Annotated in this window: 15 protein-coding genes and 1 rRNA gene; 5 read left to right on the top strand and 11 right to left on the bottom strand. The window is 71.0% G+C overall.

The annotated features are described in order from the left end of the window. Nucleotides 1-14 precede the first annotated feature (14 nt). Nucleotides 15-935 carry an alpha/beta fold hydrolase gene (locus tag ML5_RS30225; protein WP_013477427.1) on the top strand — a complete coding sequence of 307 codons (921 nt, stop codon included), beginning with the start codon at nucleotides 15-17 and terminating at the stop codon, nucleotides 933-935. Here the strand turns inward: ML5_RS30225 and fxsT are convergent. The 7 genes from fxsT to ML5_RS30195 form a co-directional block, all read right to left on the bottom strand. Then, a complete protein-coding gene (gene fxsT, locus ML5_RS30220; protein ID WP_013477426.1) occupies nucleotides 913-4,848 on the bottom strand; it encodes an FxSxx-COOH system tetratricopeptide repeat protein in 3,936 nt (1,311 codons plus the stop codon). The two genes, ML5_RS30225 and fxsT, sit on opposite strands and share 23 nt — an antisense overlap. Then, nucleotides 4,845-6,035 (bottom strand): TIR-like protein FxsC, encoded by a 1,191-nt coding sequence (locus ML5_RS30215; protein WP_013289095.1) that lies wholly within the window; start codon nucleotides 6,033-6,035, stop codon nucleotides 4,845-4,847. Before ML5_RS30215 ends, fxsT begins: the two co-directional genes overlap by 4 nt. Before the next feature lie 127 nt (nucleotides 6,036-6,162). Then, nucleotides 6,163-6,975 (bottom strand): aminoglycoside N(3)-acetyltransferase, encoded by an 813-nt coding sequence (locus ML5_RS30210; protein ID WP_236619333.1) that lies wholly within the window; start codon nucleotides 6,973-6,975, stop codon nucleotides 6,163-6,165. After that, a complete protein-coding gene (locus ML5_RS30205; protein WP_013477425.1) occupies nucleotides 6,963-9,269 on the bottom strand; it encodes an FxsB family cyclophane-forming radical SAM/SPASM peptide maturase in 2,307 nt (768 codons plus the stop codon). Before ML5_RS30205 ends, ML5_RS30210 begins: the two co-directional genes overlap by 13 nt. A 6-nt stretch (nucleotides 9,270-9,275) precedes the next feature. Further along, entirely contained in the window at nucleotides 9,276-9,449 is a 174-nt protein-coding gene (locus ML5_RS32500; RefSeq protein WP_013289092.1) for a hypothetical protein, read from the bottom strand. Between the two features lie 276 nt (nucleotides 9,450-9,725). Next, the gene (locus tag ML5_RS30200) at nucleotides 9,726-11,987 is read right to left on the bottom strand and encodes a hypothetical protein (protein WP_013289091.1); all 2,262 of its coding nucleotides are present in this window, start codon (nucleotides 11,985-11,987) and stop codon (nucleotides 9,726-9,728) included. A gap of 10 nt (nucleotides 11,988-11,997) precedes the next feature. Further along, nucleotides 11,998-14,043 carry a hypothetical protein gene (locus tag ML5_RS30195; protein ID WP_222947193.1) on the bottom strand — a complete coding sequence of 682 codons (2,046 nt, stop codon included), beginning with the start codon at nucleotides 14,041-14,043 and terminating at the stop codon, nucleotides 11,998-12,000. Nucleotides 14,044-14,354: 311 nt separating this feature from the next. Here ML5_RS30195 and ML5_RS30190 point away from each other — a divergent pair, with 311 nt between their 5' ends. After that, nucleotides 14,355-15,896 carry a non-reducing end alpha-L-arabinofuranosidase family hydrolase gene (locus ML5_RS30190; RefSeq protein WP_013477423.1) on the top strand — a complete coding sequence of 514 codons (1,542 nt, stop codon included), beginning with the start codon at nucleotides 14,355-14,357 and terminating at the stop codon, nucleotides 15,894-15,896. Between the two features lie 183 nt (nucleotides 15,897-16,079). Beyond that, complete coding sequence (locus ML5_RS30185) at nucleotides 16,080-16,373, top strand: DUF4287 domain-containing protein (protein ID WP_013289088.1); 294 nt, start codon at nucleotides 16,080-16,082, stop codon at nucleotides 16,371-16,373. Between the two features lie 145 nt (nucleotides 16,374-16,518). Here ML5_RS30185 and ML5_RS30180 read toward each other — a convergent pair whose 3' ends face one another. The 4 genes from ML5_RS30180 to ML5_RS30165 form a co-directional block, all read right to left on the bottom strand. After that, complete coding sequence (locus ML5_RS30180) at nucleotides 16,519-17,040, bottom strand: alpha/beta hydrolase (RefSeq protein ID WP_013477422.1); 522 nt, start codon at nucleotides 17,038-17,040, stop codon at nucleotides 16,519-16,521. Between the two features lie 70 nt (nucleotides 17,041-17,110). Beyond that, the gene (gene argS, locus ML5_RS30175) at nucleotides 17,111-18,829 is read right to left on the bottom strand and encodes an arginine--tRNA ligase (RefSeq protein ID WP_013477421.1); all 1,719 of its coding nucleotides are present in this window, start codon (nucleotides 18,827-18,829) and stop codon (nucleotides 17,111-17,113) included. A 271-nt stretch (nucleotides 18,830-19,100) separates the two neighbouring features. Continuing rightward, entirely contained in the window at nucleotides 19,101-20,159 is a 1,059-nt protein-coding gene (gene trpS / locus ML5_RS30170) for a tryptophan--tRNA ligase (RefSeq protein ID WP_013477420.1), read from the bottom strand. 270 nt (nucleotides 20,160-20,429) lie between these two features. Then, the gene (locus tag ML5_RS30165) at nucleotides 20,430-20,873 is read right to left on the bottom strand and encodes a PRC-barrel domain-containing protein (RefSeq protein ID WP_013477419.1); all 444 of its coding nucleotides are present in this window, start codon (nucleotides 20,871-20,873) and stop codon (nucleotides 20,430-20,432) included. Nucleotides 20,874-20,994: 121 nt separating this feature from the next. Between ML5_RS30165 and ML5_RS30160 the strand changes: the two genes are divergently transcribed. Next, nucleotides 20,995-21,276, top strand: coding sequence for an SCO4848 family membrane protein (locus tag ML5_RS30160; protein WP_013289083.1), 282 nt, complete (start codon nucleotides 20,995-20,997; stop codon nucleotides 21,274-21,276). A 704-nt stretch (nucleotides 21,277-21,980) separates the two neighbouring features. Beyond that, nucleotides 21,981-23,495: ribosomal RNA gene (locus ML5_RS30155) — 16S ribosomal RNA — on the top strand. The last annotated feature ends 139 nt before the right edge of the window (nucleotides 23,496-23,634 follow it).

Here is a 23,634-nt window from a genome sequence, read left to right as displayed (position 1 = left end):
TCCGGAGGCCCCGATTGGCACACTCGCCCAGGCACCGAGAGCACATCGTCCGGACGGGAAGGAGGAACCTGGCGGTCGACATCGCCGGGGCGGAACGCGGCTGGCCCGTGTTCCTGATGCACGGCACACCCGGCAGCCGCAACGGTCCACGACCACGGTCCATCGTGCTGCACCGGCTCGGCGTACGGCTGATCTCGTACGACCGGCCGGGTTACGGCGGCTCCAGCCGGCTGCCCGGCCGCCGCGTCGCGGACGCCGCGGCGGACGTCGCGGCCATCGCCGACGACCTGGGCCTGGACGGCTTCTCGGTGGTGGGGCGCTCCGGCGGCGGCCCGCACGCCCTGGCCTGCGCCGCGCTGCTGCCGGACCGGGTACGGCGGACCGCCGTCCTGGTCGGTCTCGCCCCGGCCGGCGCGGCAGGGCTGGACTGGTTCGGCGGCATGACCGACGCCAACGTCCGGGACTACGGCGCCGCCGAGCACGACGTGCCGGTGCTCGCCGAGCAGTTGCGGCTGCGGGCCGAGCGGACCATGGACGACCCGGGCTCGCTGCTGGCGCTGCTGGTCGAGCAGATGACCGAGGCCGACCGCCGGGTGGTGGCCGGCGTGCCGATCCGCCGGCAGCTCACCGACGCCTACGCCGAGGCGCTGCGCCAGGGGCCGCACGGCTGGATCGACGACGTGCTGGCGTTACGCGCCGACTGGGGGATCACGCTGGCGGACATCCGGATGCCGGTCCGGCTGTGGCACGGCGCCGACGACAACTTCGCCCCGGCCAGCCACACCCGCTGGCTGGCCGAGCAGATCCCCGGCGCGCAGTTGCACGTGCAGCCGCGCAGCGCGCACTTCGGCGCGGTGGAGGTGCTGCCGGAGATCCTCGCGTGGCTGGCCGACCCGGTGGAGCGGACCGCTGTCAGATCGGATGCGGGTCGATGATGCGCCGCTGCAGCCGGCTCTCCCGGACGGCCTCGACCGCCGGGTGGTTCTCGCCCAGCCGGTAGGTCAGCTCGCGGGTGACGGCCTCCAGTTCCGCCCGCCGGCCGCTCTCCACCCGCTCCTGCATCACCACCAGGTTCGCCCGGCAGCGCAACGTGTTCGTGTGGTCGCGGCCGAGGGTCCGGACCAGCCCGTCGTGGGCGCGCCGCAGCAGGCTCAGCGCCTCCAGGTCCGCCGCCTCCCGGCCTTCCGGCGGGTCGGGCTGTTCGGCGATGCAGATGCCCTGGTTCATCCAGCCGGAGAGCGGGTACGGGTGCCCGCTGCCCAGCACGCCGGCGAGCGCGTCGGCGGACCGGCCGGCGAGCTGCCGCGCCTCGGCGAAGTCTCCGGCGCGGCGGGCCACCATGGCGAGGTTGACCATGCAGACCAGGGTCAGCGGGTGCGCCGGGCCGAGGTTGCGCTGGTAGATGCGGTGCACCTCGGTGAGTTCCCGGCTGGCGCGCTGGAACAGGTCGACCGTGAGCAGGTTGATCGACAGGCTCAGCCGGCAGGTCAGCGTCTCCGGGTTGTCCGGCCCGAACCGCTCGTTCAGCAGCTCGTACGCGGCTTCGAGGAGCTTGCCCGCCTCGACCGCGTGCCCGGCCGCGCGCAGCGACACCGCCAGGTTCGTCTGCGTCCGCAGGGTGATGAGGTGTTCGGGCCCGGCCGTGTGCAGCAGGTCCCGGTGGACGCTGCGCAGGCGGGTGACCGACTGCTCGAAGTCGCCCGCGTCGCGCATGTCGATGCCGACGTACGCGGAGGAGGCGAGCGTGTCCGGGTGGTTCTCCCCGAGGATCGCGCGGCGCCCGGCCAGCACCATCTCGTCGTTCTTGCGGGCCTCCCGGAAGTCGCCCATCAGGCGCTGGGTGCTGGCGAGGTTGTTGAGCGCGGCGAGGGTACGCGGGTGCTCCTCGGTGAAGTTCCGCTTCCACGCGTTGAACGTGATCTCGTCCAGGCGCAGCGCCTCGTTGTACATGCCCATGCCGCGCAGGTCGCGGGCGAGCCCGCCGGCGGTCATCAGCGTGTGCGGGTGGTCCTCGCCGAGCAGGTCCCGCTGGGCGGCGAGCACCTCCTCGTCCAGCGCCCGCGACTCGGTGAACTGCCCGAGGAAGGCGAGGATGTTGGCGAGGTTGAACTGGAGGTGCAGCAACTGCCGGCGCAGGTCGTCGCGCGCCCGCGCGTCGTCCTCCTCCGCGAGCATCTGCTCCCAGGTCTGCGCGACCTCCTGCCCGAGCCGCCGGCCGGTCTCCAGGTCGCCGCGCAACTGGAGGTAGCGGACCCGGTCGATCATCAGCGCCCGCACCTCCACCTTGCGGCTCAGCGGCGCCTTCGACGCCTCCAGGTGCGGCCAGATGACCCGGAACCGGGGCCAGCCGTCGGGGTCGTCGACCTCGCCCTCGGGCCGGGCCGCGGCGAGCACGAGGTGGACCTGCTGGCGCGCCTCGTCGAGTTGCGCCTCCGTCATCCGGGACCGGACGGCGTGCTGGAGCAGGCGGTGCATGAGCACCAGGCCGCCCCGGCCCCGCTCGCCGCCGGACGGGTTCTCGGCCCGCAGGTCGACGCGGACCAGCGCGAGCCGGTTGGCCTGCTGCACCAGTTGCTGGCGGACCAGCCGCTCCTTCGCCTGCGGGTGGAACGGCACCAGCGCCTCGGCGAACTCGTCGCTGTAGACCAGGTCGGCGGAGATCTCGGGCGCGAACACCGAGCAGAGTTGCAGCACCCGGTAGGCGGCCGGGTTGCGGGTCCGCAGGTGGTTGAGCGACAGCTCCCAGGTGGCCTCCACGGAGACGTTGCTGTTCGGCTCCATCACCGCGCCCGGTCCGAACCTGGCGATCTCGTTGAGGTAGCTGTCGACCGAGTGGCCGGTGTCGGCGAGCCAGGCCGCGGCGGCGGTGACAGCGATCGGCAGGTCGCCGAGCAGGGCGGCGATCCGGTCGGCCTGGTCGACGCGCATGGTCGGCACCCGCTCGGTGAGGTGCTGGATGCTCTCCGCGCGCTTGAACACGTCGACCTGAACGGTGGTGGCCCGCTCGACCCACTGCAGGTTCCGGGACGTGATCAGGACGTGGCCCTTGCCGTCCGGCACGTACGGCAGGACGCCCTCGACCTCGTCCGCGTTGTCCATGATCAGCAGCCAGCGGAGGTCGGTGCGGCGCAGCGCCTGGAGCACCAGCCGGGCGTTCTCCCGGTTCGAGTCCGACGACGGTACGCCCAGGTAGGGCGCGAGGTCACCGATGGCCGACTCGATGAACGGCACCTGGTCGGCGTCGATCCACCACACCATGTCGTACGCGGCGCGGTAGCGGTGGGCGTACTCCAGCGCGAGCTGGCTCTTGCCGATGCCGCCCATGCCCTGCAACGCCACCGGCCCGGTGCCGGAGAGCACCACCTTCGGGCTGCTGCGCAGCAGCGTCCGCAGCTCGCGCAGGTCGGCCTCCCGGCCGGTGAAGCGCTTGTTGCGGCCCGGCACCTCGAACACCGTGTTGTCGCGGCCGGGGAACCGGGGACCGGTCGGCAGTTCCAGGTCGGCCGGCACGCCCTCGCGGCCGACCAGGCGCAGGATCCGCGCGGCGGCGGTACGCGCCTCCAGCCCGGCGACCGAGACGGTGTGCGCCGCGGGCACGTTCGCCAGGCGCCGCACGTCGGCCACGTAGACGACGAGCGGCGCCTGGTCGGGCGAGCGGTCCGGCGCGGCGAGCACCGCCTCCTCGGTGGCGTTCGCCTCGGAGACGATGATCAGCTCCCGGGCCGTCCGGGGCGTCTCGTCCTCGGCGAACCACGGGTCGGTCACCCGGACGTCGGCCGAGACCAGCAGGTGACCGATCCACTCCGCCCACACCCGGTCGTACGGGGCGTGCCGGAGCAGGATCTCGTTCTCCACCGAGTTGGAGGTACGGGTGAACCGGGCGTTGACCCGCTCGCGTACCGCGCTGCTCATCGGCGGCAGCGACTCCACCTCGCCCCGGGTGATCTCCCGGGCCAGCACCTCGTACGCGGACAGCAGCGACCCGTTGACGCCGGGCTGGTCGGCGAACGTGGCGAGCAGTTCCTCGTACGCGTAGAACGCCTGGTAGGGCACCTGCATCCGGGCCCAGTACCGGTCCCGGTCGGCCTCGCTCATCCCGCTCGGCAGACCGCTGAAGCGCTGCCGCGCCACGGCCCGCCCGGTGTCCGCCTTGACCTTCTCCGCCGGGTCGATCCGCATCGGCACGGGCAGCACCCGGATCCGCCGCGACCCGTAGCGGTGCTCGACCAGCCGCGCCACCTTGGCCGCGCCGGTGATGCCCTGCTCGCTGAGGGTGAAGCAGGTGACCAGCACGTCCGGCAGCTGGATGGTGCAGATGTCGGCCACGTCGGAGAAACCGGTGCGGCTGTCGATCAGCACGTAGTCGTAGTTGCGCTTCATGTCGGCGCGCAGCGCGTCGAAGAAGTAGCCGCCGCCCTGCCGCTCGTAGAACTCGTCCCAGTTCATCCCGGCGAGCGCGCCGGCGTAGTCGTTGTTCTGCTGGCCCGCGCCGAGGAAGTCCAGCGTCCCGTCACCGGGGAAGTTCGACCAGTTCAGCGAGAACGAGTACTTGTGCACGCGGGCGTACTGCTCGTGCCAGCGGTCGTCGCCCTTGTCCTGCTTGGTGGTGGTCGCCCACTCGTACTCCCGGATCAGGTCGATCACCCCGCCGGTGCTCTCCAGCGCGTCCCGGTCGATGAACGGCGCGAAGAAGCGCGACAGGCCGGGGGACTCCAGGTCCCAGTCGACTGCGAGCACCCGCTTGCCGTTGGCGGCGAGGATCCAGGCGACGTTCGCCAGCGCCATCGTCCGGCCGGTGCCGCCCTTGTAGGAGTAGAAGGTGACGACCTGTCCCTCGCGTCGGGTCATGTGTCCACTCCCTCGTCGGGCGGCGGGTTCTCCCAGAGCCGGGGTTTGCTGATCGGCCGTCCCGGCGGCGGGTAGGCCGGTCTCGCCTCCAGGTAGCGGCGGCGCATCCGGTCGACCAGGCCGTGGATCCCGGCCCGCCAGTCGTCGTAAGTGGTGATCGCCAGTGGGCGTGCCGCGGCCGGGAAGATCTCGATGGCCCGGTCGAGCAGCACCGCCGCGTGGGAGCGGCGACCGGGTGCCGAGTCCTCGATGATCACCACGACGCCCACCCAGCGGTGTAGCGAGGCGACGGCCGCGCGGACGGCCTCCGCACCGTCCGGCGTCTCGACCACCCGAGGATCGATCATGAGTACGCCCGGGCAGCCCCGGAACAGCCCGGCGTCCGGTACGAAGTCGCGGACGTCGATCGGCATCCGCAGCCGCTGCACCGCGTCGGTCACGTCGTCGACCACCGGCGGCCGGTCGCGGAACGGGCGCCACCGGCCGGCGTGCGTGTCGGACCGCCCGTTGAGCCGTCCCGGGTCGGCCGGTTCCTCGGGCGCGATCACCACCGCCCGGAACGGCACCTCGCTGGTCGGGGACGACGGCAGATCGGTCGGGCCGGTCGGCGGCTCGGCCGGTTGCAGCGGCGTCTGCTCGGCGGTGTCGACGATGTGCTGGGCGAGCCGGCCCAGCACCTCCTTGTAGGCGTGCTGGAACTTCTGGAGCCGGCAGAGCGCGCTCATGCCGTTCGCCGCGTACGCATCGACGTCGGCGGCCATCGCCACCGCCCGGGCCTGGTCCGGCGCGTGCACCGCGGCGGGCGACGGGATCCACAGGACCGGCAGGATGTTGTCGCCGTCGGCCGGCCGGCCGGCCCGGATCAGCCGTTGCCGGAACCACTCCCGTTCCCGGCGCGAGTCGTCCCGGTTGAGGTAGTCCGGCGAGTACAACGGCACGAACACCTCGGCCTCGGCCAGCGCGGTGCGTTTTCGTTCCGTCCGGTCCTCCGGCGGCCGCACCATGAAGTCGGCGAAGCCCTGCCGGCGTAACCGGTCGCCGGGCCGGCCGTCGATCGCCAGGTTGAGATCGTGGTAGAAGCGGCGGACCCAGTGGTCGCCCGGGGTGCGGTCGTTGTGTGTCGGCGGGGGGACGTAGCTGAGGAAGAAATATGGCGGGCCCGGCAGCGCGGGCCGCTCAGAGGTCACGACGACACGACCGTTCCACGGGAAGTGCGCCTGACCCCCAACCGGTAATGATCACGCGCTGCTCCCCAGTCGACACGATACGGCGTCTATCGATCAGGGTAGAGAGGTTGCGCTCGGGTTACCAGGCTCACCGTCCGATGTGGGCGTCCATCCAGGCGACCGCGACGCGTACCGCACCGGATATCGGCAGCAGCCGGGCCGGTGCGTCCCCTACCGTCCCGTGCCGGGTGAACGCCGCCCGGTCGAGTTCCGCGCCGATCGCGGGAAAAGGGCCCGCATCCAGGTGCGGAGCCTCGAATTCCAGCCGTTCCCGGCGGCCGTCGCGCAGCACGTAGCAGCGGTACGGACGACGCGGCGCCGGGCGGCGTGACCGGTACTCGGCGAGGTGCAGCGCGGTGCATGTCGCATAGCCGACACCGAGCAGCAGCGTCCGGGCGCCGGCCGCCTCCAGGGCGGCGAGCGGGGACCGCTCCCCGAGGTGGGAGTCCAGGTCGTGGACGCGCATCAGCTCCTCCGCCCGCGGCCCCCACGCGCTGAACGACGTCTGCGGGTGCCGGCTGCGGACCGCGCCGGGCAGCCGCCGTACGTGCTCGGCGAACGCGCCGACCCCGAACGACGGCGTGACGGCCGGGTCGAAGCCGGGCATCCGGTCCTCGTACGCCAGGCGTTCCTCGTCGGTCAGCCCGGCGGTCGCGGCGCGGTACGCGGCGCTGCTCACCGAGTTGTCAGGGGTCTGCGCCGGGACCACGACGGTGCCGGACGGACCGACGGCGGCCCGCAGCGCCGCAGCCAGGGTGCCCGACCCGCCGTCCACCGGCCCGAGCGCCCGCAGGGAGCAGTGCACGAGCACCACGTCACCGGGGCCGAGCCCGAGCGCGCGCAGGTCGGCGGCGAGCGTGCCGGCCCGGTACGCGGTCCGGGCGGCGGTCACGACGGCCACCCGGACATCGAACGCGCGACCTGCCGGACCAGCCGTGAGCCCGCCGGCGTGAGCGCGTCCGCCCGTTGCAGCGCGCCGATCGCCTCGGCCGTCCAGTCGCGGTACCGGCGGTAGACCGCCTGCGCGCCGTCGACCTGACGGTCGGCCCGGATCCGCCAGATGTCGGCCACCGCCGCGTGCGCGTAGATGCCGTGCAGGACGGCCTCGGCGGGCCGCGGGTCGGGCCGCCAGCCCACTGTGATGTCGATCGGCCGCGTGCCGTCGACCAGGTCGCAGATGTCCAGCAGCGCGTTCATCTTGCTGTGCTGGAACTCGTGCACGAGCAGCACCGCGAGCGATCCGGCGTCGGTCTCCGTGGCCGCGACACCGCCGAACGCCTGCCGCGCGGTCGACGCCTCGCTGACACCCGCGCCGCTGCGCCGCAGCGGCACCACGGCCCGCAGCCCGGCGCGCAACTCCTCGGCATGGCCCGGCACCTCGTCCCGGATCACCTGCCACGCCGCCGCGAACGTCTCGGCCCAGCGCGCGGCGCCCGCGTCGTCGAGCCGGTCACCGGCGGGCAGCCGGTGGCAGTCGCGGTGCGGGTCGCCGTCCTCCAGCAGGACGCTCACGTCCGGCGCGGCGAGTACGCGGGTCGGCCACCACCGGGGCGCGTCCCCGGGCGTTCCGGGACGGATCGCCACTGTCACGTCCCCGGCGGCCACCCGTAGCGAACCCGGGCCGGTCTCGACCCGTGCGGCGCCGTCTCCCACCTCGGGCAGCAGCACGGTGCCCACTGTCGGCAGGTGCAGGCGGCCGGACCGCACCGGCACGTCGAGGCGTACCGGGGTGCCGGCGTCGAGCGCGGCGGCGACGGCGAGCGCGCTCAGGTAGTCAGGCCCCTGCCGGGCGCCGGTGCCGCTGCCGGCGAGGCAGTCGACAGCCCACGCCCGCACGTACGGGTGGGCCGCGATCCGGGCGACGGACTCCGGCGCGCTGCGGTCGAGGGCGGTCAGCGCCTCCCAGCCGTCGGCTCCGGCCCCGCCGGCCGGCAGGCGGTCGGCCACTTCGGCGAGCAGCGCGCGGACGATGGCGATCTGTGCCTCCACGAGCCGGCCGATGGCGACCCGGTCGCCGGTCAGTGCCGCGAGGCGGTCGATGAAGTCGTCGGGCAGGCCGGCGTCGAGCCGGACGGGTGCTGGTGGGTTCTCGTTCACGTGCACGATCAGCTCTTTCAGATCGGCGCAGTAGACACTCGGATGATCGAAGTGCCCGGCGCCGTACCGGTGGGCGAAGAGTCCGCCGCCGCACTGGTCGACCACCGGGCACCGCCGGCACTCGTCGCTGAGCCCGGCCCGGCCGGAGCGGCGGCGGGCCAGAAGCGGGCTGGCCGCCACGTCGTCGGCCGCGTGCGAGAAGACGGTCATGCCGGTGGCCGGCGCGCCGTCGTACGCGGTCTTGAGCGAGTCCGCCTGCTCCCACTCGCCGTCCGTCTCGACGACCGCCAGGTCGACCGGGTCGAGACCGAGCCACTCGGTGCCGCTGGGTCCGCCCGCGGCGGTGGACAGCAGCGAGTCGAAGAGGCGGACGGAGACCGGTCGGCCGTCCGCCAGCCAGCGGTCGTAGACGGCGCGCAGCCAGCCCGCGTACGCGGTGCCGCCGCCGGCCGGCCGCCACGGCGGGTCGTCCCAGGTGGCGTGCGGGAGCAGGAAGTCGATCCGCGGTGGCTCCTGGGTGAGCAGCGATTCGTACACCGCGATCGGGTCGTTGCGCACGTCCACCGTGCACAGCAGGCCCGAGTAGATCCGCCGATACGCCGGGCGGCGCAGCAGGCCGATGGCGCGGAGCACCTGGTCGTAGCTGCCGGCGCCGGACCGGAAGCGCCGGTGCCTGTCGTTGGCGGCACGGTCGCCGTCGAGCGAGACGCCGACCGCGACATCGTGTTCGGCGAGCAGGTCGCAGAGCCGCTCGGAGAGCAGTACGCCGTTTGTCTGCATGCCGAGCCGGAGCCGGGTGACCGGGTCGATGACCCGCCGGAGGTCCGCGAGCACCTCGCCGAGCCGCTCGGCGCCGAGCAGCAGTGGTTCCCCGCCGTGCAGGATCACCGTGACGTCCGGCAGGTCGTGGGCCGCGGCGTGTTCGGCGATCCGCCCGGCCGCGGTCCGGAGCACCTCCGGCGTCATCCGTACCGGGCGGCGCCGCCAGCTCTGGTCGGCGTGTTCGTAGACGTAGCAGTGGTCGCACGCCAGGTCACACCTGGCGTGCACCTTGAGGACGAACTCGGTGAGCGCCGCGCGGGCGGGCCCCGGGGCCATCGCGGATCAGATGAACGACGAGAACTTCGCCGCCGGGATCCGGGTCTGATCGAGGTGAGCCGCCATCACCCGGCGCACGATGGGGGAGATGTCCGCGGCGGAGAGCCGGTCGAGCGGCTCCGCGCGGACCCTGCCCAGCGAGACCGGGGGCTCATCCTGGCGCAAGGGTGCGGTTGTCATGAGTCTTCCTTAGGTTCGTGCACACGCCAGGCGGGGAACAACAAGCAACGGCTCAAAATAAAGGCTCTGTGAGCCGGGCGCTATCGACCCACCGGTGGGAAGCAGTGCATTTTGGACGGTTGCGCGACCGGCGGCTGCTGTGCCGTCGAGGGAGCGACCTGGGGGATCAATATTATGCCCCTTTTTGCCCATCCGACATGATTCCAAAGTCCATACTTTTACAGAAATCGTCCACCTCGACGCGTGCTCGAGGTGGACGACCACTGTCTCCGGCGCTCAGACGGCCGGGCCGCTCCCGGACGGCGTGCCGAGGCGGATGTCGACGTCGGCCGGTTCGGTCATCTGGTCGTACGCCTTGGTCCGGAGCCGGTTGGTCTGCACCTCGCCGTCGAGCAGCGCGGCCCGCAGCGCCTCCGCGTCGCTGATCTCCTTGGCGGTCACCGCGTCGGCCGCTGTCGTGGCGCCCTGCACCACCTCCAGGTGGGTGCCGTCGGTGGGCATCAACTCGGTCCACTTCGCCAGGCAGTACACCCGCTCCGGCACGTCCTGGCACTCGGTGGTCAGCTCGGGCATCTCGTCGCCGGTGCCGAGGTGGCCGGTCCGGTACGTCGTCAGCTCGTCCACGAACGCCGCCAGCTCGTGCTCCACCTGGGGCGCCAGGCTGGTCGCCACCACCTTGCCGAAGATCCACCGCAGCGCGGTCAGCTCCATGCCGGCCCGCACCGGCAGGTAGAGCTTCGCCCAGCTCGCGTTGACGAAGTCGCCGGGGTCGCGCTCCGGGGCGCGGGCGTCGCCGCCGGACCACCAGCCGGGGTACGCCACGAACGACGCGCGCTCCCAGTCGAAGACGCGGTGCCAGAAGTCGATCTCCCACGCCTCGTCCCGCACGCTGGCCGGGAAGTGCGTCTCCACGATCTGCGAGACCATCTCGTTGACCGGCGAGAAGCCGGCCCGCAGCCGCGCCTCGAACTCGTCCCCGGCCGTCTCCGCCGCGGCAAGCGCCTCGTCGCGCCGGTCCTGCCACTCCTGGAGATCGGTCAGGTAGCCCGCGACGAGCGCGTTGTACGCCGCGTCGTCGGCGGTCTGGTCCACCACCGTCGGGGTACGCCGGAATCCGGCGGCGAGCTGCACGTCGGCACCCGGACCCGCCAGCCAGCTCCGGGCGCCGACGTGCACGCGTACGCGCAGCACGGGCCGGCCGTCCGCCTCGGTGACCACCGGCACGCCCACCACCCGGGCGGCGATCGCGTCCGGCGGACGGCGGGTGATCAGCGTGAGGTTCTGCCGGATCGTGTCGATGTCGCCGTCCCACTCCCAGCCGGCGTCGAACGCGACGTCGACGTCGTAGTCGGCGCTCATGTCGCCGGTGAATCCCCACTTGTCGAGCGTGACCACGGGGGAGTACACGACGCGCGTCTCCACCGCGGCGGGCGCGCCACGCGGCGGGCGCTCCGGCTTCACCGGCGCCGGGGGCAGCGCGGCGACCGCGTTGTCGCGGATCCGCTGCCGTCCGCCGATGATCTTCTGGGCGAAGGCGAACGCCGGATCCTTGATCGTGGGGGCCCAGCAGACCCGTGCCCCGTACCGCTCGTGGGCCAGCTCCAGCCGTTGCAGCACCTTGAAGTAGTGCAGCGTGATCGGCGTGGCCCGGTTCGGGTTGCGGACGGTGCGCTTCGAGGAGGACTCGGTACCGGTCTCGCTGACCAGCTTGAAATCGGTCCTGTGCTGGGTGCGGTAGCGCGCCGCGACCTTCGAGGTGGCGGTCCGGCTGTCCTTCACGGCGCGGCGGCTCGTCTCCTGGCTCGCCGCGGTGACGCTGCTGGCGAAGCCGATCGTGTGGCTGGCGTTGAAGGTGCCCCAGACGCCGGTCGGGCTGGTGTACTGGCCGGTGTGGCTCGCGTTGAGCCCCCAGGTGTCGGTGAGCGACTTCTGCCGCTCGAAGCCCTCCTGGAGTTCGGTGGTGAGCGCGCTGGTCAGCTCGACGTCGGTCTGCTGTTCCGACTCGTTCTGCTCCTCCAGGGTCAGCTCGCGCTTGGTGTAGGTGCGCTGCTCCAGCACCGCCTCCTCGCCGGGGGCGAGCGCCAGCGCGTAGACGTGCTCGCCGAGCGCGAAGCCCACCGGCCGGATCCGGGTGCGGTCGAGGAACGCGATGCCCACGTCGGACTGGAGCAGGCCGGCGAGGAACTCCGCCTGCTGGTCGCCGAGGAGCGTCTGGCGTCGCGCCGGCGGCTCCCGGTACGACATGCCCGAGTCGGCGCCGGGCAGCGCCTCGGTGGCGGCGTCCATCTCGTTGGCCTTCCACAGGTCGTAGAGGCCGAGTTCCTTGAGCAGGTGCGGCAGCCGGTCGCCGTCGAGCCCGCCGTAGCGGATCGCCTCGATCAGCGCCTGCTTGACGTAGAACGGCAGGATGGGCGTCTCGCCACCGCCGAAGGTGAGCCGGACCGGTACGAAGTAGTTGGAGTAGACGTACCGGTCGGAATGCGCGGTGCTGAAACCAAGCGTCGCCGGATCGGCGTCGGCGACGACGACTCTGCCCATCGGTGCTCCTCTACAGCGGCAGTTCGAACAGGGATTGCAGCCCTCGGTACGTCATCTCGTGCGAGGTGACGAAGAATCCGGGGAACAACTGGCTGAGGGCGGCCTGACGGAGGACCGTCTCGCGTACGGCGTGCGTGGTCAGCTCTTCGAGGCCGGCGACGACCTCCGCCGGGACGCCGCCCTTCGCGGCTCGCTGGTACGCCTCCGCGATCGCCTCCCAGCGACCGTCGAACGTCTCCCCGAGGTCGTCGGCGACGGTTCCCCAGGTCTTCTCGAAGCGCTCCAGCTTCGTCGAGGACGTCCAGTCGACGTTCGTGACGCGGGCCGCCTCGGGGTCGACGAGCAGCAGGTCGGAGCGGAGGTCACCGACCGTGGTGGACGCCTTCCACCGGAACCGTTCGGCGAGGTGGGTGGCGAGCGCCTTCTCCGTGCCGGTCGCGGCCGGGTTGCCGGTGAACCCGACGAGCCGTAGCAGCAGATCCCGGTCCGGGTGGCCGAGCAGCATCTGCGCGACCGTCTGGCGCAGCACCGCCTCGGAGCCGCGCAGCGCGGGCGCCAGCTCCGGGTGGGCCGCGCGGACCGCCTCGACCACTGTCGCCAGCGACTTCTCCGCGAACGGCTCCAGGCCTGGTGACCGGCCGACGAGCTGCGTGACCTCGGCCGCCATCCGCCGGTGCACCTGCTGGCCGAGCCGCCACGGTTGCGCCTGCCCGGCCTTGCGCAGCGCGCGGAACTCCTCGTACGCGACGGTCTGGAGCGCCCTGTTGAACGCGGTGGTCAGCCGCTGCTCCAGTTGCCGGGCGATGGCGGCGCGCACGGCGGCGGCCCGGATGTCCCGGGGTGTCTTCGGCGGTTTCAGCTCGCGCAGGTCCTCGACCCGCTTGATGATCTCGTCGAGCGCCTCGGTCAGCTCGGCGCGGGTCGCGGCGCGGCCGGCCGACGAAACCGTCTCCGACATGCTCGCCATCAGCACGGGCCGGCCGTCGAGGCTCACCAGCGCGCCGAGCCGGGTGCCCGCACCGGCGCCTGCGAACGCCTCGGCGTGCGCCGCCTGGTTGAACACGGTCAGTGTGAGTTCGGCGTCGACGAGCAGCGCCCGGCCCTGCCGGAACAGCGCGTCGAGCACCTTCGGGGGGAAGAGCGTCCGCAGCATCGCGAGGCCCACCTGAGGCGTGGCGACGATCGCCGCCCGGCCGATCGCCACCAGCAGCGCGGCCGTCTGCGCGGTCAGCAGGCGCGCCTCCCGGGCGCCCGCGAGCAGCAGCGGTACATACCGGACGGCGGCGCGCACCGCGACGCCGCCGAGCAGCCGGGCGAGATGCACCAGACCGGTGAGCACCTGGTAGAGATCGCCGGCGACGCGGCCGAGCAGGCGGCCGGCGGCGAACGGGTCGAGGTCGTCCAGGTGCCTGGCGAACTGGGCGGCCCAGCCGCGCCACAGCGCCAGCAACCGTTCCGGAACCGTCGTCGGGTCCAGCGCGGCGACGATGCCGGCCAGCGCCTGGCGTACGACTGTGGCCTGGTCGGCGAGGCGCTGCACACCGGCGCGCGGGTCGACTGTGAGCACGATGAGCGTGGTGAACTGCTCCTGCTGGAGACGGCCGATCAACTGCACGAGCTTGCCGAGGTCGACCACCACCGTCGCGACGGATTCCCCGACGCCGACCGCGAAGCCGTCCAGGAACAGCTTCGGGTTGATCCCGTTCCAGGCCGCGTAGTGCCGCATCGCGTCGAGCAGCGCCGGATCGAGGCCGAGCAGGTAGTGGCGGAACGCGCCGTCGGAGTCGACGTCGGAGGCGGCCAGGTCGAAGAACGCCTCGGCCAGCCGGAGCTTCGCGAGCATCGAGACCAGGTCCCAGACGTTGTCCGGGGTGATGCGGCCGGTCATCGCGGCCAGCACCCGCTCGCGGGTCATCGACCGCGTGGCGTGTGCGTCCATCCAGTACTTGACCGTCAGCGCGACGAACTCCACCCGTGGATCATGGGTGCGTGCGCCGAAGACCGCGGCCCGGTCCTCGGCGGACACCCGCGGCACGCTGAACCAGTCCCGGATCATGACGGATTCGTTCGCCGGCTGTCCCAACTCCCCCACCACCCCTCCAGCCGTGTGCACTGTCGGGCCGCGCTGAGGGCGGCGGTAGTGCTGGGTCGAGAAGCTGACATGGCCCCACGGCGTCACGCGCCCGTCGTCCATCGACTGTTACGACTTGACGAACGACGTGTTATCGCTCACAGTCGATGGCGCAGGGCGGCGCCTTCGGCGGCTCACCGGGCGGGCGCGGATGGCCACGTGGCAGGCCGGGTGTGGGATCAGTGCGCTTCGACGAATTGTTAGCGCTCACAACATGTCTGATCTGAAGGAGGAACATGTTCGCTTTCGGTAGGTCCCCATCGACTGTGTCGCCGCCACGACGGCGCGGATGGCTGCCGCGCGTCGTCGCGACGGGTGCGGCCGCGGTACTCGTCGGCGCCGGCGCCGTGGCGGTCGTGTCCGCGCCCGCCGCCGCCGCGAGCGTCGACACGAACGCCTGGTACGTCCTTGTGAACCGCAACAGCGGCAAGGCGCTCGACGTCTACAACCTGGCCACCAACGACGGCGCGCGGATCGTGCAGTGGTCGCGCAACAACGGCAACCAGCAGCAGTGGCAGTTCGTCGACTCCGGCGGCGGCTACTACCGGCTGAAGTCCCGGCTGTCCGGCAAGGTGCTCGACGTCTACAACTGGTCGACCGCCAACGGTGGCAGCATCGTGCAGTGGTCCGACCTCAACGGGACCAACCAGCAGTTCCGGCTGGCCGACTCCGACAGCGGCTACGTCCGGCTGATCAGCCGCCACAGCAACAAGGTGGTGGAGGTGCAGGGCGCCTCGACCGCCGACGGCGGAAACATCGTCCAGTACGACGACTGGAACGGCGCCAACCAGCAGTGGCAGCTCGTACGGGTGGACGGTGGCGGCGGCAACCCCACCACGCCGCCTCCGACGACCCCGCCGCCGGGTGGCACGTGCAACCTGCCGTCGTCGTACCGGTGGTCGTCGACGGGCGCGTTGGCGCAGCCGCGCTCGGGCTGGGTGTCGTTGAAGGACTTCACTGTGGTGCCGTACAACGGGCAGCATCTGGTGTACGCGACGACGCACGACACCGGCTCGTCGTGGGGGTCGATGAACTTCGGCCTGTTCTCGAACTGGTCGCAGATGGCCTCGGCCAGCCAGAACGCGATGTCGTCGGGCACTGTGGCGCCGACGTTGTTCTACTTCGCGCCGCGCAACATCTGGGTGCTGGCCTACCAGTGGGGACCGACCGCGTTCTCCTACCGCACCTCGAACGACCCGACGAACCCGAACGGGTGGTCGTCGGCGCAGCCGCTGTTCACCGGCAGCATCTCCGGTTCCGGCACCGGCCCGATCGACCAGACCCTGATCGCCGACGACCAGAACATGTACCTGTTCTTCGCCGGTGACAACGGCAAGATCTACCGCTCCAGCATGCCGATCGGGAACTTCCCCGGCAGCTTCGGCTCCAACTACACCACCATCATGTCGGACTCGACGAACAACCTGTTCGAAGCCGTACAGGTCTACAAACTGCAAGGCCAGACCCGCTACCTGATGATCGTCGAGGCGATCGGCTCCCAGGGCCGCTACTTCCGCTCCTTCACCGCCACCAGCCTCAACGGATCCTGGACCCCGCAGGCCGCCACCGAGTCCAACCCGTTCGCCGGCAAGGCCAACAGCGGCGCCACCTGGACCAACGACATCAGCCACGGCGAACTCATCCGCACCACCGCCGACCAGACCTTCACCGTCGACCCCTGCAACCTCCAACTGCTCTACCAAGGCCGCTCCCCCAACTCCGGCGGCGACTACGGCCTCCTGCCCTACCGACCCGGACTACTCACCCTCCAGCGCTGAGCGCGTACCCCGAGATCCGGAGAGCCCGGCCCCGCGACCACGCGGGCCGGGCTCTCCGGCCTCTCGCCCGACGACGATCGTTGCCCTGGAGGCAACGACGGTGGCCCGGTCAGTCGTTGATCGGCACCGTCCCGCCCGGGAGTGTGGAGGTCGTCACCACCTCCCGAGCGAAGGGTTGGGCAGATGTCCTTCCAGGCGTACCTCGACGCGATCGAGGACAAGACCGGCAAGACCCCGCGCGTCCTGGTCGACGAGGCCAAGGAGCGCGGCTACGACGCGGCCGACGTCAAGGCGGGCGTGATCGTGGCCTGGCTGAAGGACGAGTACGGCCTCGGCCGGGGACACGCGATGGCTCTGATCCACGTGATCAAGAATGGGCCGAGGATCAGCGCCAAGCACGTCGGCTCCACCGGCTCCCACCGCGACGACAGCGACACGCTGTGGCTGGACGGCAAGGCCGCCCGAGCCTCCGCGTAGCGGCTGTGGACAGCGACGCCTATCGTTCGCCCCATGGGAGCGATCAAGCCGTGGCACCTGTTCGTCCTGACGCTCTGCTGCCTGCTGCCGCTCATCGCGGCAGTGGTGGCGGTGGTGTGGACGCGGCGGAGTCGCCGCTGACCCGTCAGCGGCCGGCGGCGAACTCCTCCACCGCCGTGCAGACCCGCCCGAGCGCCTCGGCCGAGGTCGCCAGCGGCCCGGGCACCATCATCGAGTGGTCGGCGTCGGCGACCTCCACCACGTACGGGGTCAGCCGGCGCGCCACCGCACCGTCCCAGAACCGGTCGCCGGTGCCGCCGGCCAGCAGGAACGGCGCGGTGGCCCGGCCCAGCGGCTCCCGTACCGCGGGATCGGTCAACAGCGGCGTCAACCACACCGCCGGGATGCCCCGGTCGGCGGCGAGCGGCGCGGCGAAACTGCCGAGCGACTTGCCCACGAGCAGATCCACCCCGGCGTCGAGAACCGGATCCAGCTGCTCGGCGACCCACTCCGGCGCGCTGTCGAGCCGCAGCTCGCCCAGCGACCGCCAGGTCACCTCGTGCACCTCGAAACCGAGCCGGCGCAGCGCCTCCCCGATGTAGACGAAGAGCGGTCCCCGGGTGTCGTAGCCCTGTCCCGGTGCGAGTACCGCGCGCCGATCCGCCATGGTCGCCTCCCTTGCGTTCGATCGATGCGTCACGCTAGCCGCTGCATGGATTGCCGGTGACCCCTCGGCCTCACAGCCGTTCCGGGGTACGGATGCCGAGCAGGTCCAGGCCCTGCCGCAGCACCCGCCCGGTCAGGTCGCACAACACGAGCCGGCTCTCCCGCACCGGCCCCTCGGCCCGCAGCACCGGGCAGCGCTCGTAGAACGCGCTGAACGCGACCGCCAGCCGGTGCAGGTAGGCGGTCAGCCGGTGGAACTCCAACCCACCCGCCACCTCCTCGACCACCGCGGCGAAGCCGACCAGCTCCATGGCGAGCGCCCGCTCGGCCGGCTCGGCGAGCGAGACCTCCGCGTCCGGCCGCGCCGCCGCGCCGGCCCGCCGGAAGATCGACCGGACCCGGGAGTACGCGTACTGGAGGTACGGCGCGGTGTTCCCGTCCAGCGACAGCATCCGCTCCCAGTCCAGCACGTAGTCCTTGTGCCGGTCCCCGGACAGGTCGGCGTACTTGATCGCGCCGACGCCCACCGCGCGCCCCACCTCGGCGGCCTCCGACTCGCCCAGCTCCGGATTGCGCTCCCGGGCCAGCGCGGTGGCCCGCTGGACCGCCTCGGTGAGCAGCCCGGCCAGCTTCACCGACCCGCCGGCCCGGCTGCGCAGCATCCGCCCGTCCGGGCCGAGGATCGAGCCGAACCCGACGTGCTCGGCCCGCGCCGGTGCGGTGAGCCAGCCGGCCTGCGCGGCGACCGCGAACACCATCTCGAAGTGCCGCCGCTGCGGAAGCCCGACCACGTAGAGCAGCCGGGTCGCGCCGAGCGCGCCGGTCCGGTGCCGCAGCGCGGCCAGATCGGTGGCCGGGTAGCCGTACCCGCCGTCGGACTTGCGCACGATCAGCGGCAACGGCTCGCCGTCACGGCCCACCGAACCGGGCGGGAACACGCAGTCCGCGCCGTCGCTGCGCCGCAGCAGCCCGAGCCGGTCCAGCTCCTCGACAGTCGGCGCGAGCTGGTCGTGGTAGCTGCTCTCGCCCCGGAAGTCGTCGCCGGTCAGGGTCACGTCGAGCAGGTCGTACACGGTCAGGAAGTAGCCCTCCGACTGCGTCACCAGCAAACGCCACAGCCGCAGCGTCGCCGGGTCACCGCCCTGCAACGCCACCACCCGCTGCCGCGACCGCTCCCGGAACGCCTCGTCGTCGTCGAACTTTGCCCGCGCCGCCTTGTAGAACCCGTCCAGGTCACCCATTGACAGCTCCTGCGCCGCACCGGCCTCGCCCAGGTCGAGCAGGTGCTCGATCAGCATGCCGAACGGTGTGCCCCAGTCACCGAGGTGGTTGGCGCGCAGCACCCGGTGCCCGAGCCACTCCAGCGTCCGCGCCGCCGCGTCCCCGATCACAGTCGACCGCAGGTGCCCGACGTGCATCTCCTTCGCCACGTTCGGCCCCGAGTAGTCGACCACCACCGTCTCCGGCTCGGCCACCACTGGCACGCCGAGCCGCGGGTCGGCGGCCAGCGCGGACACCAGCCCGCCGAGCGCGTGCCCGGCCACCGTCAGGTTCAGGAAACCCGGGCCGGACACCTCGACCGCCGCGCAGACGTCGGCCAGCGCGGCGCGCTCCCGTACCTCCGCGGCGATCTCCCGCGGCGGCTGGCCGAGCCGCCGGGCCAGGCCCAACGCCGCGTCGGACTGGAAGTCCGCGTGCTGCGAGCGCCGCACGGCCGGGTCCACCGGCACGCCGGCCACCGCCGCGAACGCCGGCGCCAGCCGGTCGGTGAGCAACCTTTCAAGATCCATGAGTACGCCGATCTCGCTGTGGATCCGCCGCGCGGATCACCTGACGGGAACGCGACGGCGGAGCGAGGACGATCGATGACGACCGGCGGCTCGATCCGCCGGTCGCAGGAGGGGAAGGCTCAGCGCAGGCGGTCGCGGGACCGCCGGCGTCGCAGCGCGCCGAGCCGGACGTCGGAGGACGTCATCGGGTACGCGTGCGAGCTGGCCATGTCGGCAGCGTAACCGGCCGGTCCGGGGTCGGCGCAAGCGCGTACCCCGGACCGGCTCGTGGTCAGGCCGAGGTGGCGACGGCCTTGCGGTAGCGCTCGGCCCGGCGCCGCACCTGGGTGTACGCGCTGCTCAGGCCCATCGCCCGGCGGACCTCGACGAGCGTGCGGCGCACCTCGGCGCGGGTCCGCTCGGTGCCGGTGACGATCAGCTCGTCGACCAGGCCGGGCTGCGCCTCGAAGCGGGCCCGGCGCTCCCGGATCGGGTCCAGGAACCGGTTGAGCGCCGTCGCCAGCGCCTCCTTGACCTCCACGTCACCGACCCGGCCGGCCCGGTAGCGGGCCTTGAGGTCGGCCACCTGCGCCCGGTCCGGATTGAAGATGTCGTGGTACTCGAAGACCGGGTTCCCCTCGGGGGTGCCGGGCACGTCGGCGCGGACCCGGTTCGGGTCGGTGTACATCCCCATCACCTTGCGGCGCACCGTCGCCGCGTCGTCGGAGAGCGCGATCGCGTTCCCCTTGCTCTTGCTCATCTTCCCGGCGCCGTCCGTGCCGACGAGCGTGGGCGTCTCCGACATGAGCATGTCGGGCACCGGGAAGACCTCGCCGTAGAGGTGGTTGAACCGGCGGGCGATCTCCCGGGTCACCTCGACGTGCGCGGCGTTGTCCTTTCCGACCGGCACGACCTGGCCCTTGACGCAGAGGATGTCGGCGGCCTGGAGCACCGGGTAGCCGAGCAGGCCGTACGGCATCTCGTCCTTGCCGGCGTCCCGGGTCATCTCCTTCAACGACGGCACCCGTTCCAGCCGGGGCACAGTGATGAGGTTCTGGAACAGCGTGTTCAGGTCGCCGACCTCGGGGATCGCGGACTGGAGGTAGAACGTCGCCCGTTCCGGCTCCACCCCGGCGGCGAGGATGTCGGTGACCATCTCGCGGGCGTTGTGGGCGACCTGCTCGATGTCCGCGCGGCTGTTGCGGGTGGTGAGCATGTGCAGGTCGGCGATGATGAAGAAGCTCTCGTAGCGCTGGTGCAGCCGCACCCGGTTGGCGATGCTGCCCACGTAGTGGCCGAGGTGCAGCCGCCCGGTCGGGCGGTCACCGGTGAGCATGCGTGCAGAGGACATGGTCGTACGCCTTTCGTGCCGTTCGCTGGCGGGGAGACGCGACCCGGGTGTCACCCAGGTCGGTAAAGCGGGCTCGTCAGAACGAGCGCCGCCATCGCCCGCCGGCGCGGAAACGGAGTCCGCCGGCACGGAGTACGTCGAGGATCTGCTCCCGGCCGTCGACAGCGTGGCCCGGGAGACCGCTGCGGGTCTCCGGGAGGCAGCTGCGCGGCCGGACCATGACTGACACGGTAACCGCTCCCCGGCCTGCGCCGCTGCCTCCTGCCGCGCTTACTGCTGTCGATAGCTCTCCGTGTAGTAGCTGCCGACCCGATCCCGGTACTCGGGGTGCGCGAAGTGGTCCCTGTCGAACGCCGGCGACTCCTTCACCTGCTCCCGGGTGCGGTCAACGTGCACGACGCGGTCCAGGTGGTCGACCTGCGCCACCGTGCCGGCCGGCAGCAGCACCTTCTTGCCGAAGATCCACGGACCGGTGTCCACCACCAGGTACCGCGCGTCCGCATCCTCGTTCGCCTCGTCGATGGAGCCGATCCGCCCGTCCGTCGCCTCCACCCGGTAGCCGGTGAGGTCGATCGGCGTACCCGGGCCGGGGGCGTCCAGGCCGTCGTCCGCCTCGCCGGCGCGCTGTTCCGGCACGTCTCCGGGCCGGGTCTGGTCGTACCCTCCGGCCAGGGCGGACGGATCCCGCCAGGTCCACGGGTTGAACGGCTGCATCGGTGGCACCTCCGTCGAATCGGCTCGACAGAACAGTGCCCCGGCGGCGGGAACGGAAACGCCTGCTGCGCCCACCGCTGGCCTGACCTGGGCGGACGGCGCGCTGGCATACTGGCCGACCATGGTCCTGTCACGTGGTTGGTCGCTGTTCCTGGTCGCCGTCGGCGTCTGGACGTGGGCGATCTGGCCGAGGTTCGCGGTCGCCATCTGGAACGACGAGCGCGCCTGGTCGGCCGGCGTCGTCGGCGAGGGCAGCCCGACCGGCTTCCTGTGGGTGCACGCCCTGCTGATCGCCGCCTCCCTGGCCATCGGCACGACTGTGGGAGTCCTGGGCATCCGCGCCTACCGCGCCGCCCGCCGTCCGTCTCCCTCCTCGCCCTCCGCCCCGCCGTCGCCCCGGTGATCAAGGAGTTTGTGTCCGGTGGGGACGTCGTTCGTGACGCGAACTCCTTGATCGCGGGCGCTTGTGGACGGGTGTGACGCGCGCCGCTACCCCTCGATTTGACGTTCAAACCCGCAGACGCGTAACTTTCTCTCTGCCAGCGCGGAACGGGGCAAACGGGACGAAAGCCCGGGAGCACCGAACAGGGCTGGCACCGGGTCCGACCGAGGCTTTCGGCCTTGCGAGGACGCGGTCCGGGCGAGGCCCGCCGAAACGCAGCAGGGCGGATTTGGCGGAGCGGAACCGACCGGGTAAGGTTGTCGACCGGCAGGGCACCGGGCGAGCTTGCGGGAAACCGCAGCGGCCGGCCTGCCAAATCCGATGATCATCGCAGCAGGTGACTGCTGCGCGTGCTCAGCGGCGCCGACCCGTACGAAGCGTGACAGACCGGGACACACGGTTTGACACGGCAGAGACGGTGAGGTAACGTAGTAAAAGTGCCCGGCGCGAGAGCGGCGGGTGGTTGAACGAAATGCCCCGGCTGGGGGTTCCGCGGTTGTGGGGCCTGGTGGTTGGTGTGTGGTTGTTCTTTGAGAACTCAACAGGGTGCTTGTAAAGCCAGTGCCAATTGTTTTATACCCCGTACTGGTCAGGCCTTTTGGTTTGGCTGGTTGGGATTCCTTTGGCAACACTTTTGTTGCCAGGTTATGCTGTTCGACAAGTTTTTGTTGGAGAGTTTGATCCTGGCTCAGGACGAACGCTGGCGGCGTGCTTAACACATGCAAGTCGAGCGGAAAGGCCCTTCGGGGTACTCGAGCGGCGAACGGGTGAGTAACACGTGAGCAACCTGCCCCAGGCTTTGGGATAAGCCCGGGAAACCGGGGCTAATACCGAATATGACCTCTGACCGCATGGTTGGTGGTGGAAAGTTTTTCGGCTTGGGATGGGCTCGCGGCCTATCAGCTTGTTGGTGGGGTGATGGCCTACCAAGGCGACGACGGGTAGCCGGCCTGAGAGGGCGACCGGCCACACTGGGACTGAGACACGGCCCAGACTCCTACGGGAGGCAGCAGTGGGGAATATTGCACAATGGGCGGAAGCCTGATGCAGCGACGCCGCGTGAGGGATGACGGCCTTCGGGTTGTAAACCTCTTTCAGCAGGGACGAAGCGTAAGTGACGGTACCTGCAGAAGAAGCGCCGGCCAACTACGTGCCAGCAGCCGCGGTAAGACGTAGGGCGCGAGCGTTGTCCGGATTTATTGGGCGTAAAGAGCTCGTAGGCGGCTTGTCGCGTCGACCGTGAAAACTTGGGGCTCAACCCCAAGCCTGCGGTCGATACGGGCAGGCTAGAGTTCGGTAGGGGAGACTGGAATTCCTGGTGTAGCGGTGAAATGCGCAGATATCAGGAGGAACACCGGTGGCGAAGGCGGGTCTCTGGGCCGATACTGACGCTGAGGAGCGAAAGCGTGGGGAGCGAACAGGATTAGATACCCTGGTAGTCCACGCTGTAAACGTTGGGCGCTAGGTGTGGGGGGCCTCTCCGGTTCCCTGTGCCGCAGCTAACGCATTAAGCGCCCCGCCTGGGGAGTACGGCCGCAAGGCTAAAACTCAAAGGAATTGACGGGGGCCCGCACAAGCGGCGGAGCATGCGGATTAATTCGATGCAACGCGAAGAACCTTACCTGGGTTTGACATGGCCGCAAAACTGTCAGAGATGGCAGGTCCTTCGGGGGCGGTCACAGGTGGTGCATGGCTGTCGTCAGCTCGTGTCGTGAGATGTTGGGTTAAGTCCCGCAACGAGCGCAACCCTCGTTCGATGTTGCCAGCGCGTTATGGCGGGGACTCATCGAAGACTGCCGGGGTCAACTCGGAGGAAGGTGGGGATGACGTCAAGTCATCATGCCCCTTATGTCCAGGGCTTCACGCATGCTACAATGGCCGGTACAATGGGCTGCGATACCGTGAGGTGGAGCGAATCCCAAAAAGCCGGTCTCAGTTCGGATCGGGGTCTGCAACTCGACCCCGTGAAGTCGGAGTCGCTAGTAATCGCAGATCAGCAACGCTGCGGTGAATACGTTCCCGGGCCTTGTACACACCGCCCGTCACGTCACGAAAGTCGGCAACACCCGAAGCCGGTGGCCCAACCCTTGTGGAGGGAGCCGTCGAAGGTGGGGCTGGCGATTGGGACGAAGTCGTAACAAGGTAGCCGTACCGGAAGGTGCGGCTGGATCACCTCCTTTCTAAGGAGCACCATCCACCGAAAGGTGGCATGGAGCCCACACCGCCCGAACGTGGTGGTGGGGTGCTCAGATGGCGGAGACACTGGCAAGTTCGGCGCCGGCAACGGCCGTGGTTCCTCTAGTACAGCTGCTCTTCGGG

The organism is Micromonospora sp. L5, assembly GCF_000177655.2.
Taxonomy (GTDB): domain Bacteria; phylum Actinomycetota; class Actinomycetes; order Mycobacteriales; family Micromonosporaceae; genus Micromonospora; species Micromonospora aurantiaca.
This window is presented reverse-complemented; position numbering and strand designations above follow the sequence as displayed.